Source organism: Providencia sp. PROV267, from assembly GCF_028477825.1.
Lineage (GTDB): Bacteria > Pseudomonadota > Gammaproteobacteria > Enterobacterales > Enterobacteriaceae > Providencia > Providencia stuartii.
Genome location: NZ_JAMPLX010000021.1, coordinates 1 through 12,492, shown reverse-complemented (window position 1 = coordinate 12,492; position 12,492 = coordinate 1). Strand labels below are relative to the sequence as shown.

Genomic DNA, 12,492 nt, shown 5'->3' with positions numbered 1-12,492 from the left:
TCAGTTAGTTGGCGGCGTCGCCATAGTCAAATTGAAGCCGACGCTGCGGTAAATTTTATACCGTTCACGCGCCAACTGTTTTAAAGTTTCATCAATAGGCACAAAGTCTATCACTTCATGGAATGCAGTGGCAAAGTCTGCAAACTGGCTCTGAAGATTGATCAGAATATCGCGTTGGGCATTTCCACGTTTCCCCGGCCAGCAAATTTCAATCGGTGCGCCATAACGAGGCCCTTCACCAGCGAGGTTATGAGGCACGAACTGATGAGGATCTCTTTGCCAAAGTGACTCATCCAGTTTTTCTGCTTGCTCAGCGGTTTCACACGCGACTAAAACACGCTTACCATCACGCCACATTTGCGCCGCAAGTTCGCAAGCAAGCCATTCATGGGCTTCTAACTCCACTTGCGGCGATGGTTGTTCAAGCAAATAAAAGGTGGCGTTTTTCATCTCTTTCTTTGTGGAATAGAAAAATGTTATGCAAAAAGGGTATTGCGACAGGCAATACCCTGAAATGAAGATGGGGCTATTTTAGCGTATCGCACTCTTGAGTGCTATATACTCGTCATAGTTCAAGTTGCAACGCCAATTTGACTCGCTACACCTTGAGCTATTTAGCGTCTAGACCCATGACGCGAGTTACAACGCAATGGTCTGTAACTCGCGTCATTATAGGACATCAATTAAGACTAATCGTCGCCGTTCAGGCCAGCGCGGTTCAGTAAGAACTGTGACAACAATGACACAGGACGGCCTGTTGCGCCTTTTGCTTTACCTGAACGCCATGCTGTACCAGCAATATCCAAGTGCGCCCAATTGTATTTGGTCGCAAAACGAGCGAGGAAGCAGCCCGCAGTAATTGCACCCGCAGGACGACCACCTGTATTGGCTAAGTCAGCAAAATTAGAGCTGATTTGCTCATAGTATTCATCAGCTAACGGTAAGCGCCATGCACGGTCACCCGCTTGCTCAGAAGCGTTTAATAACTCATGAGCCAGAGGGTTGTGGTTTGACATTAAGCCAGTGTAATGGCTACCTAACGCAATCACACAAGCCCCTGTCAATGTGGCGATATCGATAACCAATTCCGGCTCAAAACGCTCGACATAGGTGAGGGTATCACATAGCACTAAACGACCTTCGGCGTCAGTATTAAGTACTTCAACCGTTTGCCCTGACATCGTGGTGAGGATATCACCTGGACGATAGGCTCGTCCTCCTGGCATATTTTCACAGCCAGCCAGCACACCGACCACGTTGATTGGCAATTGCAATTCGGTGATAAAACGCATCACACCGTAAACCGTTGCAGCACCGCACATGTCATATTTCATTTCATCCATGCTATCTGCTGGCTTGATAGAAATACCACCTGAGTCAAATGTGAGGCCTTTACCGACTAATACAATAGGTTTCGCTTCAGGATCAGGGTTACCTTTGTACTCCATGATAGACATCAGCGATTCATTTTGTGAGCCTTGACCAACAGCGAGGTAAGCATTCATGCCTAGCTCTTTCATCTGCTCTTCACCGATAACACGTGTTGTCAGCCTATTTTCAGAAATGTCAGCTAATTGACGTGCTTGTGATGCTAAATATGCCGCATTACAAATGTTTGGTGGCATGTTGCTGAGATCTTTCGCGGCCTTAACACCGGACGCAATGGCGAGTCCATGGGCGATAGCACGCTCACCGCTCGTTAATTCACGGCGTGTTGGCACATTGAAAACCAACTTACGCAGTGGACGGCGATGTTCCGTTTTATTGCTTTTCAATTGATCAAAGACGTAGAGCGACTCTTTTGCCGTTTCAACAGCTTGACGTACTTTCCAATAATTATTACGGCCTTTAACGTGTAACTCAGTTAAAAAACAGACGGCTTCCATTGAACCAGTTTCATTCAATGTGCTGATTGTTTTCTGAATAATCTGTTTGAATTGACGCTCATCTAGCTCACGTTCTTTACCACAGCCGATGAGTAGAATACGTTCAGACAGGATATTTGGTACATGATGGAGTAGTAGGGATTGCCCTACTTTACCTTCAAGTTCCCCGCGGCGCAGCAGGGCGCTGATATATCCGTCACTTATTTTGTCCAGCTGTTCAGCTATAGGGGACAGACGGCGTGGTTCAAAGACTCCGACAACGATACATGCGCTACGTTGTTTTTCCGGGCTACCACTTTTTACACTAAACTCCATGCGTTCTCCTGAATCTTAAAGACAAAGGCCCATGCTCCCGCTAAAATTAGCGTTACAGCATAATCTACCTCATAGAGAATGAACTCTTTATGTTAAACTGAGCAGATATCTGGTATTTCAATAATATTAAGCATGTTCTGATTGGGTAATCAGTATAGAGAATGCTTTTATATCATTCTAGTCATACAATGAGCCAGAGTATATGTTAACAAATGGTAGATATTGAACGAACTTAGCCATTTTCCACCCAAAAGACAAGTTTTCACAGGCGTATAAGCGTGATCATTATTAGATATTTGGTACGGGAGACCCTGAAAAGTCAGCTAGCTATCCTTTTTGTGCTAATGTTGATTTTTTTTAGTCAGAAGTCCATCGATATTCTCGGGGCTGCTGTTCAGGGAAATATTCCTTCAGATTTAGTATTACCGTTACTGGGATTGGGCGTGCCTGAAATGGCGCAATTGATCCTCCCTTTAAGCCTATTTCTTGGGCTACTGATGACATACAGCAAACTGTACACCGAAAGTGAAATTACGGTGATGCATGCATGCGGACTCGGGAAAAGCGTTCTGGTTAAGGCCGCTCTGGTGCTTGCAACGTTGACCGCATTGGTCGCAATAGGCAATATTGCGTGGATGCTTCCTTGGTCGTCGCAATATCAAGAACAGGTGCTGGCAGACGCTAAAGCTAACCCTGGGCTAGCTGCCATGGTGGAAGGGCAATTCAAAACCACCAAAGATAGAAACATCGTATTGTATATTGGCGACGTCAAAGGTAATGACTTTAAAAATGTCTTCTTAGCACAATTGCGCGCCACTAATGAACAGCGCCCATCGGTAGTGGTCGCCGATAGTGGCTATATGCGAGAAGATGCCGATGGCCGACAAATTGTGGTATTGGATGAAGGAACTCGCTACGAAGGAACGGCATTATTACGTGATTTCCGCATCACCGACTTTAAAAATTATCAGGCGGTTATTGATCACAAACCAAGTGATGCCCGCAATGATAGAGTCGAACAAAAAAATATGCTTCAGTTATGGAAGGCGAATGACTTTGATTCCAATGCAGAATTCCATTGGCGCTTGACGATTGTCTTCTCGGTGGTGGTGATGGCATTAATGGTAGTGCCGCTGAGTGAAGTGAATCCTCGTCAAGGGCGGGTATTGAGCATGCTGCCAGCCATGTTGCTGTATCTTATTTTCTTCCTATTACAAAGTACATTGCGTAATAGCGCAGAAAAAGGGGATGTCGATCCGAAATATGCAATGTGGGCAGTTAACTTAGGGTATTTGGCTTTAGCGATTATCCTAAACGTATGGAATACCGTGCCAATGCGCCGTTTACGCGTCAAATTTAATAGAGGGGCTGCCTGATGTTTGGTGTTTTAGACAGGTACATTGGACGAACCATCCTCAACTCTATTTTAATGACCTTGTTTATGTTGGTGTCCCTTTCAGGGATCATCAAATTTGTCGAGCAACTACGTAAAGTTGGTGATGGTGAATATACGACCCTAGGCGCAGGGGTATTTACGTTATTAACGATCCCAAAAGATATCGATATTTTCTTTCCGATGGCGGCGCTGCTCGGAGCGTTACTAGGGCTAGGTGCTTTAGCATCACGTAGTGAGCTGGTGGTTATGCAAGCTTCTGGCTTTACACGCTTGCAAATTGCACTGTCCGTGATGAAAACAGCGATCCCTCTGGTTATTGTGGCGATGTTGATTGGCGAATGGGTTGCCCCAAGCGCAGATCAATGGGCGAGAAATTATCGCGCAGAAAAAATTGTGGGTAACTCATTAGTTGTGACCGATGAAGGGATGTGGGCGAAAGATGGCCCTGATTTTATTCATATTCAACGCGTCTCTGATACCACATCGATTCAAGAAGTGTCTATCTACCGCTTTAATGAGCAGCATAAGTTAACATCGGTGATGTTTGCTTCAAGCGGCGCTTATGACAAAGACAATCAATTGTGGGTGCTGTCTCAAGTCGATGAGTCTATTTTAAGTAGTGAGAAAAAAATTACGGGCTCCCAGCGCTTAACTTATGAGTGGAAAACGAATCTGACACCCGAAAAACTCGGTATCGTTTCCTTGAGTGCAGACTCCCTTTCGATTCGCGGGCTTTATCAATATATCGCTTACTTAAAAGAGAGTGGGCAGGTAGCCGCAGTCTATGAATTGAGTATGTGGAAAAAGATCTTAGCGCCTCTATCCGCAGCAGTGATGATGTTTATGGCCGTTTCATTTATCTTCGGTCCATTACGTACTGTACCGATGGGGGTACGTGTCGTCTCTGGGATTGTTGGTGGCTTCCTGTTTTATGTCCTAAATGAAGGGTTTGGTAAGTGGAGTTTGGTCTACTCGATACCGCCTATTATTGCGGCGTTACTACCAAGCGTCCTATTCCTTGGGGTCAGTATTGTCTTGCTGGTGAAACGTAAGTAAGCCAATTTTAAAATCGATAATATTCCAATAAGCCATCGTATTGAGTAATGCGGTGGCTTATTTATTTGTATTAAACCAATCAATACTTGAAAGGCTCAGGGAGAGTTGGATGAGTAATAAAAATTCTAATTTTGAGTAAGTTACCAATAAATCGATTACCTAGCTCACTTATTTTGGCATTTAATTTATTTTCTTGAGGATGGAAAATAGGGTGTGCTTTTTTATTGCCAGTAGCTGCTTTTACGATATTCTCGTGCGTGATGCCATAAAACCCCATTACAGGGAGTTTTAATTGATTGGCCATGACTTGTGCATTTGAGAATCGCCCCCCTTCAGCACTATGACAACTGCATAGTTTTATAAGCGAAGGGCTCTGTTTTATGCCTTTAATTTTATCCGCTAGCAGCGCATGGCAATTGGCGTTAGTCACTTTCGCAAAAGTGCCATCTCGCATTTGCAGCAACCCTTTCTCACCATGCGTTTTAATAATAATTGATGACATAAAATTCTCTCCTTGAATTGTTTATGTCACTAGTATTGCGATGAATATGTCTTGGTGCTTGCAAAAACCAATGATTGATAGTTATACAGTAAGAACAGTATTAATAAGCCATCAATATAATATAAAAAGATTTGTGCCGTGATGCGTGCTGTCACTCTATTAAATAGGCTCTTACTGGTTATTATCGTGATCACAAAGGATAAAAATTAATCGCGTAAGCACCGTTACCGACCAAAATCGCTCGGTAACAGTCGAGAAAACTTGCTGTTTAGCAATGACAACACGCAGTTATTTATCAACCCATTGCTAATTTAAGGGCATTTAGAGTTAGTATCACTCGCCGTGCATTCAATACATTATGGTTGGCGATAACAAAGGATAAAAGTTAAGCACATCTGGCTCTTTTAGCGCTGCAAGCACCGTTACCGACCAAAATCGCTCGGTAACAGTTGAGAAAACTTGCTGTTTAGCAATGACAACACGCAGTTATTTATCAACCTATTGCTAATTTAAGGGCAACAAGTTGAATAAAATAGTGTCTTAGGGTTGGGGCATAACTCGCCAGTGCATTCATTGCGTCGGCGGTACGCTTTCAATGTTTTCCATACGCATGGTTAGCCGATAGAGCGGCCACCATATCATTAACCCCCACGGTTAACTTACTAAACTTACTGCTGTCTTTGCGGGTCATCACCACAAAAACGCCGATATTTTGTTGTGGGATCATCGCCATATAGCTATTAAACCCACCTCCACCACCCGTTTTCTGATAAATCCCCGGCCGACCATTTTGTGGCTTCATATAAACCCAGCCAAGGCCAATACCATCCGCATGACCTGCAACATCCATGCCTTTGACATCAAGTAATTTTTCTCTTGGGAAGTAAATACCTTGCTCACGTGCTGCTGTGGCTTTTCTTAGGTTTTTATCCGTCGATAAAAATTGCTGCATCCACTTTTGCATATCCGCAGGCGTAGAATAGACACCACCGCTTCCTGCCGCCGCTAAAGTGTTATGGCATGGGCTTGGCTTAGTGCCTTCCATCAACCTTGCGCATTGAGAGGCGTTAGGCGTATAGGTTGTTTCGGTCATTTTGGCTGGAGAAGTTACATAACGACTGAACAACTGTGGATAGGACTGCCCCGATGCTTTAACCATTGCATCAGCAAGCAGATCATAAGCAAGGTTTGAGTAAGCAGCTTCGGTTCCCGGTGTCGCATCGAGTTTACCATTTTTTAGCCAGTTCCAACGATTATCCTGCGTTGGCCAAATAAAAACAGGTCTACCCCATTTCCCCCCCGGCTGCTCACGTGGTAATCCGCTGGTATGGCTTGCTAAATGGTATAAACGGATAGGGTGACCACTACTATTATCAGGTACAGTGACGCCATGATAACTGTATTGTTGTAGAGGATCCGTTATCAGTAATTTTTTATCCTGCTCCAGCTTAATTAAGATTTCACTGGTCATTAACTTAGTGATAGAGGCAATCCTAACTAGCGAATGAGGGCCCGGTTTTTTACCATTTCCGGGGGCGGTTTCCCCATAATAGCGTGATAGTGTTTGGTTATTATCAATAACAATGATTGCCATGCCCCGAGCATCGCTTTCGTTAAAAATGCGATTTGCATACAGATCGACAATCTTCGCAACCCGCTCATAGGTTCTTCTATCGCCTTCAAACACTCGCCAGTCATTCGACTCAGCGTCATTATTGCCTTGTAAAAACTTAGGTTGTTTTTCTGTCGTCGTTGAGCAAGCTGCTAATGCGAGAGACAATGCAGACACTGACAGAATTTTTAGAAACGATCTCTTCATGTTTAGGAGCCAGCCGATAGGTAATTTTGCAGATGGTCGAGCAGACCAAGGTTATTTTTTCTTAGCGAAGACCTTCATTAATGCACCTATTAGGATGCCAATAACTACGCCAGTCGCTATCCAGCCTATAAAACCCATGTATAAATACCTTTACTAATTCAACAATGTGCATACGCTAGCAAAAATCGTATGAAGTCGCCAGCAGCCTTGATGAAGCAAATGATTAAATCAAATATTTGACTAAAGTAACATATGTCTAGGCTGATCATTAAGCAAAAAGCATTAAATGGCTAATAGAGAGAGTAGTTATTCAATTTTAGAAAGCAGGACGGTATATCAATCAGGGAGATATTAAGCAACATGCTTTTTTTTTAATCGAACAAACTGAATAATCAAGATAAATGTTGCTAGTCGAGACAAGGCAAGTATAATAGCCACGTTTTCCAAGAAACACATCACTTCGTGCCGGAGTGGCGGAATTGGTAGACGCAGTTGATTCAAAATCAACCGCCTTCGGGTGTGCCGGTTCGAGTCCGGCCTTCGGCACCATAAGAACATCAAGAGACGTCAACCGACGTCTTTTTTTGTATCTAAAATCCAGTGTTTGCAAGGTTCCTCTCGCATTTTAACTCTACCAACGTATACTCAACTCAACCGACATCAAGTTAATGATGTGGGTACATTTGCGGGTATATGCCGATTCGATAAAGTTTTGTACCCGCAATTCGGCTGCGAGGATAGTTAAAATGGCACTTTCCGATACTAAGGTTCGTTCTGCAAAATCTGAAGATAAGGCGTATAAGCTGACAGATGGTAACGGACTATTTCTTCTGGTTCACCCCAATGGTTCTAAATATTGGCGCTTCCGTTATCGCTTCGGCGGTAAAGAAAAGATGCTAGCATTTGGCGTGTACCCTGATGTCTCCCTCGCGAATGCTCGCGAAAAACGAGATGAAGCAAGAAAGCTTGTTGCTAGCGGGATAGATCCCAGCGAAAAACGCAAAGAAGTGAAAGAAGAGCAACAAAAGGAATTTAATACATTCGAGAAGGTTGCTCGTGATTGGCATGCAACCAATAAGAAGTGGTCAGAAGGCCATAGCCATCGAGTACTTAAAAGCCTTGAGGACAATATTTTTGCTGCTATTGGTAAACGCAATATTGCCGAACTAAAAACTCGCGATCTCCTTGAACCGATTAAAGCCGTAGAGATGTCTGGGCGTCTTGAGGTAGCGGCACGTTTACAACAGCGCGTAACTGGCATTATGCGTTACGCCGTACAAAGTGGTTTAATTGACTATAACCCAGCACAGGATATGGCTGGCGCAGTCGCCACAGGCAAACGAGTCCATAGAGCAGCCTTAGAGCTTAAACGCCTACCTGAGTTCTTACAACGCATCGATGATTATAAGGGAAGACCGTTAACTAAACTTGCAGTTAAACTTACCTTGTTAGTCTTCATTCGTTCCAGTGAATTGCGCTTTGCTCGTTGGGATGAAATCGATTTTGATAATGCCATGTGGACGATCCCCGCTGAACGTGAAGCGATAGAAGGGGTTAAACATTCCCATCGCGGATCAAAAATGCGCACTACTCACTTAGTCCCTTTAAGCCGACAAGCCATTGAGATCTTAAAACAGATCTATCAATTCAGCGGTAACCATGAGTTGCTCTTTATCGGTGATCATAACCCTAGAAAACCAATGAGTGAAAACACGGTGAACAATGCATTACGTGTGATGGGCTATGACACTAAGACGGAAGTTTGTGGGCATGGTTTCAGAACGATGGCGTGTAGTTCGTTGATTGAGTCAGGGCTATGGTCGAAGGATGCAGTAGAAAGGCAGATGAGCCATCAAGAACGCAACTCAGTGAGAGCTGCTTATATTCATAAGGCAGAGCATATTGAGGAAAGGCGGCTGATGGTGCAGTGGTGGGCGGATTATTTGGATGCGAATAGGGTAGGGCATGTGGGGGCGTTTGGGTTTGGGAAGTGATATAGCTAGACTGTGATTATTATTTTAATATGTTTATAAATTATATTGTTAACCACTGGATAGTTAGTAAGGGCAGAATATAAAATTTTAATACTCATACATATCGGTCTTCTATTTATAGTAACAGTTGATATACTAATATTCATTAGTAAAATTAATGTAAATATTAGGGTCGTTATGCTAATTGTAGTTATTTTAAAAAAAACAAATAATTAGGTGGATTTATGATGATTAAGAATATGAATTCTATGATAAAAAGTATTTATGAAGAGATCGATACAGGTTATCTTGATTTAAGACCTAATTTCCAAAGAGGAGAGGTTTGGAGTTTAAAGAAAAAAAATTACTTATAGACTCAATATTAAGAGAGTGGTATGTCCCTCCTATACACACAGTGTCTTTAGATCATGGTAAGTCAGAAGTGTTAGATGGGCAGCAAAGATTAACTGCAATTAGAGATTTTATGGAAAACCAATTTTCCATAGATGGTACTATTGAGCCTAAAGATGAGGATATTTATTTATTAAATGGTAAAAAATATAAGAGTTTACCACCAGAGGTTAAGATTAAGTTTGAAAGATTTATTATAGTAGTGAATGAGATAACTCAGTACAACCAAGGTGAACCAAATGAGCTATTCTATCGTTTAAATCAAACTGTTAAATTAACTTCTTCAGAAGCAAGAAATGCTATTTTTGGTGAGGTTAGAGATGATATATCTTCGATGGTTATATATATGGAGGAAAGAAAATTAGATAAAAATTTACTTGGATTTAGCAACTCAAGAATGGCTTATAATGATTTATTGTCTAGAGTGTGTCTTCTCTTAGAAAAAGAAAGTATAAGATATCAACTTAGTGATTCAACATTAACTGAGCGTTTTAGGCTAAATAATAAATTTAATGAAGATATATCTAGTAAAATAAAATATGCTATTGATACGTTAGCAAAAATAGAGTTATTTAATAATGAGGAAGATATAAGTGCAAACCTAACCAAGGCATCATCTTTAAATTGGATGTATATTATTTGTTGCATTAAAGACCTTAACGAGGATTTTGACTTTATATATAAAGCATTTATTAATTTGGAAGTTGCAAAAACTTGCATAAAGATAAATCAAAAAATACCGGTTGATATTATTGAGTTCTTTAATATACCAGAAAAAAACCTTAAAGAATTGTTAATGATTTATATAGAAAGATCATCATCTAGAGTTATGTCAATTGGCTCTATAATCATAAGGGACATTATTCAAAGCTATGCTTGTTACATGTCTGGAATTCAGATTTCTAATTTACTATCAGATAGGGATAATTACTTTTTAATTAAAATTAAAAACAGTCTACTGAGTGAATGTGATGTTAAATCATTAATAGAGAGTGTATCAGAATCGTGGAAGGAGCCTGAATAATGAGACTGGCAAGTATTAATGATGGATGGAGGCAAATACTCAATTTGTCTAACTATGATTCTCAGTTAAGGTTAATTTCCATTGAAAATTCTAATCAATTAGGAGTTTCAGATAAATTTTGTCTTGAGCTTAATAGTGGTATATCTGCCATTTGTGGTAAAAATGGTGTTGGGAAGAGTTCTATTTTAAAATTAATTTATTATCATGTAAATCCAACTTCGGAAGTTAAAGTTAGATTATCAATTGATAGTTTGAAGTTACTTATATATGATAAAAATAATAATGAAAAAAATAATGCTATAGTGAATTTTATTGAGCCATCAGTAGAATGTAATAAAATCATTGGCTTTTTGAAATCATCTAATAATATAGAAGATTTTATTGAAGGTATTGAGCCTCATGGAGTGTTAGGATGTGATAAAAATATTAAGGAGCTGGGAGGGATAATTGGGAAAAGGTATAATAAAATTGAATTTTATGAAGTGGAAGGGGTATTAGAACCTGATTATACATTTCCCTTTATAAAAGTGGAATTACCAAACGGAATAGAGTATACATGTTTGGATATGGGGGCTGGAGAGTATTTATGCATGTATATATTTTGGTATGTAAATTGGATTGATAAAAACTCTATTTTATTAATCGATGAAATTGAGAACTGTATTTCAGTATATAGCCAAGAATACTTAATGGATTATTTGGCTCATGCATCAGTTAAGCGTGGGATATGGATTCTATTATCTAGTCATTCTGAGGCTGTTTTAAAGAAAATAGGAATTAAAAACACTCGCCTTATATCATGTATAAATCAAAATGGGATTGATGTTGTAGCGCCTAAGCATGAGCGTAAGTATTTTACAGCATTAGGGATAAAGCCCAGAAAAAAAGGTGTCATTATTGCTGAAGATAAGTTTTCATGTTTATTCATAAAAAATATTTTAAATAAAGACCATTCGGATTTTTTATATGATTATCATATTGTGAGTTTTTTTGATGGTGAGTCTAACATAGAAAAAATTGTTCAAAATTTCAAGCCTCATGAAAAAATAGAATTTGGTTTTTTGGCGGTTTTTGACGCAGATATGAGAAAAAAAATAGAAAAGTTAGTTGGTAAAATAATACCTGTTATTTCATTGCCATCAGTGAATGAGTTTAATCCAGAGGATGAAATTTGGAGAGTAATAGAAGATAATATTCAGTCTATATCTAATAAATTGAATGTTGATCCTGAAGATTTTTATCAACAGTATGATATCTGTAATACAATTGATCATCATGATAGATTTATGAATTTAGCTAGAAGTTTAAATAAATCAGAAGAATCTCTTTTTGAGTGTATATTTTCTTTCTGGCGTGATGCCAATACACGACTGATGAATAAATTTATTTTATCATTTGTTAATAATGTTAATAAGCTAACACCAGAAGATGCTCTTCAGCTTTGTAATGACTTAGATATAACTGATGAAAATATAAGTGTTGAAAATTTTAAAAATAAGGAAATGTTTTTTGATGGGTTTGAGCTATGCTTTAAGTAAGATATAAAATTATACTGAGGATTTAAGGATTTTATATTCATACTTAATTTTTCTAATGTTAGTTGGTTATGTTAGTTTTATAATTTAGTCACCACCTGCTGGAACAGGTGGTGACTAAATAATAATTAATATTACTGGTAATGGTCATTATTTAAAGAGCGAATGAAAAACTATTTAGACTCTTATGATTTCGTAATGATGCAATACCATCTTCAACATGGGCAGCCCATGCTTTAACCATCTCTTTTTGTTCTAGCTGTGGGTAAAGCATCTTTAGTACTAGTTCCGTAACTTGAAGAGTCTCACCTAGCCATGTAATTTTATCTAGTGTTAAAGAACCATCTAGTTTCTTATTATCTTGTTCAGGTGAATACCGAAATTCACTTTCTATTGAACGGAAAAATGCTATGCGTGTGGTTATATTGGGCGTGATCCCGGTGTACCCCTTTAGCTTTTTTAGCTGTTCTTCTGTTTGACGGCTGAGCTGCTGTCCACTCCCCCTAAAATAAGACAGCTATAATTAGAGGGTAATCCCCCCGAAAAATCGGTGTATTAATAAGTAGAATTTTCTC

At 39.9% G+C, this 12,492-nt stretch carries 10 protein-coding genes and 1 tRNA gene; 6 read left to right on the top strand and 5 right to left on the bottom strand.

Features of this window, described 5'->3' with window-relative positions; all coding sequences use genetic code 11:
- Both PR709_RS14020 and pepA read right to left on the bottom strand, forming a co-directional pair.
- A complete protein-coding gene (locus PR709_RS14020) occupies positions 1-450 on the bottom strand; it encodes a DNA polymerase III subunit chi (protein ID WP_004915959.1) in 450 nt (149 codons plus the stop codon).
- Between the two features lie 239 nt (positions 451-689).
- Positions 690-2,201 carry a leucyl aminopeptidase gene (gene pepA, locus PR709_RS14015; protein WP_004915960.1) on the bottom strand — a complete coding sequence of 504 codons (1,512 nt, stop codon included), beginning with the start codon at positions 2,199-2,201 and terminating at the stop codon, positions 690-692.
- A 278-nt stretch (positions 2,202-2,479) separates the two neighbouring features.
- On the opposite strand from pepA, the gene lptF reads away from it, so the two are divergent.
- Entirely contained in the window at positions 2,480-3,577 is a 1,098-nt protein-coding gene (gene lptF / locus PR709_RS14010; protein WP_004915961.1) for an LPS export ABC transporter permease LptF, read from the top strand.
- A complete protein-coding gene (gene lptG / locus PR709_RS14005) occupies positions 3,577-4,653 on the top strand; it encodes an LPS export ABC transporter permease LptG (protein ID WP_004915962.1) in 1,077 nt (358 codons plus the stop codon). The genes lptF and lptG overlap by 1 nt, the downstream gene beginning before the upstream one ends.
- A 79-nt stretch (positions 4,654-4,732) precedes the next feature.
- Here lptG and PR709_RS14000 read toward each other — a convergent pair whose 3' ends face one another.
- On the bottom strand, positions 4,733-5,155 hold the full coding sequence (locus PR709_RS14000; RefSeq protein ID WP_004915963.1) for a hypothetical protein: 423 nt from the start codon (positions 5,153-5,155) through the stop codon (positions 4,733-4,735).
- 592 nt (positions 5,156-5,747) lie between these two features.
- Positions 5,748-6,974: a D-alanyl-D-alanine-carboxypeptidase/endopeptidase AmpH gene (ampH, locus tag PR709_RS13995; protein ID WP_004915965.1), complete on the bottom strand. Its 1,227-nt coding sequence runs from the start codon at positions 6,972-6,974 to the stop codon at positions 5,748-5,750.
- A 464-nt stretch (positions 6,975-7,438) separates the two neighbouring features.
- Here ampH and PR709_RS13990 point away from each other — a divergent pair.
- From PR709_RS13990 to PR709_RS13975, 4 genes are all read left to right on the top strand, one after another.
- Positions 7,439-7,523, top strand: a tRNA-Leu gene (locus PR709_RS13990).
- 197 nt (positions 7,524-7,720) lie between these two features.
- On the top strand, positions 7,721-8,968 hold the full coding sequence (locus PR709_RS13985; protein ID WP_272570950.1) for a tyrosine-type recombinase/integrase: 1,248 nt from the start codon (positions 7,721-7,723) through the stop codon (positions 8,966-8,968).
- Between the two features lie 322 nt (positions 8,969-9,290).
- A complete protein-coding gene (locus tag PR709_RS13980) occupies positions 9,291-10,382 on the top strand; it encodes a DUF262 domain-containing protein (protein ID WP_272570949.1) in 1,092 nt (363 codons plus the stop codon).
- Entirely contained in the window at positions 10,382-11,920 is a 1,539-nt protein-coding gene (locus tag PR709_RS13975) for an ABC transporter ATP-binding protein (protein WP_196735843.1), read from the top strand. Before PR709_RS13980 ends, PR709_RS13975 begins: the two co-directional genes overlap by 1 nt.
- A gap of 151 nt (positions 11,921-12,071) precedes the next feature.
- Here PR709_RS13975 and dndE read toward each other — a convergent pair whose 3' ends face one another.
- Positions 12,072-12,434, bottom strand: coding sequence for a DNA sulfur modification protein DndE (gene dndE, locus PR709_RS13970; protein WP_272570967.1), 363 nt, complete (start codon positions 12,432-12,434; stop codon positions 12,072-12,074).
- Positions 12,435-12,492: the final 58 nt, after the last annotated feature.

What these genes read in the sequence shown, in the direction of transcription:
- PR709_RS13985 (WP_272570950.1), top strand. Translation starts at nt 7,721, where the DNA reads ATGGCACTTTCCGATACTAAGGTTCGTTCTGCAAAATCTGAAGATAAG.
- ampH (WP_004915965.1), bottom strand. Translation starts at nt 6,974, where the DNA reads ATGAAGAGATCGTTTCTAAAAATTCTGTCAGTGTCTGCATTGTCTCTC.
- pepA (WP_004915960.1), bottom strand. Translation starts at nt 2,201, where the DNA reads ATGGAGTTTAGTGTAAAAAGTGGTAGCCCGGAAAAACAACGTAGCGCA.
- PR709_RS14000 (WP_004915963.1), bottom strand. Translation starts at nt 5,155, where the DNA reads ATGTCATCAATTATTATTAAAACGCATGGTGAGAAAGGGTTGCTGCAA.
- PR709_RS13975 (WP_196735843.1), top strand. Translation starts at nt 10,382, where the DNA reads ATGAGACTGGCAAGTATTAATGATGGATGGAGGCAAATACTCAATTTG.
- PR709_RS14020 (WP_004915959.1), bottom strand. Translation starts at nt 450, where the DNA reads ATGAAAAACGCCACCTTTTATTTGCTTGAACAACCATCGCCGCAAGTG.
- lptG (WP_004915962.1), top strand. Translation starts at nt 3,577, where the DNA reads ATGTTTGGTGTTTTAGACAGGTACATTGGACGAACCATCCTCAACTCT.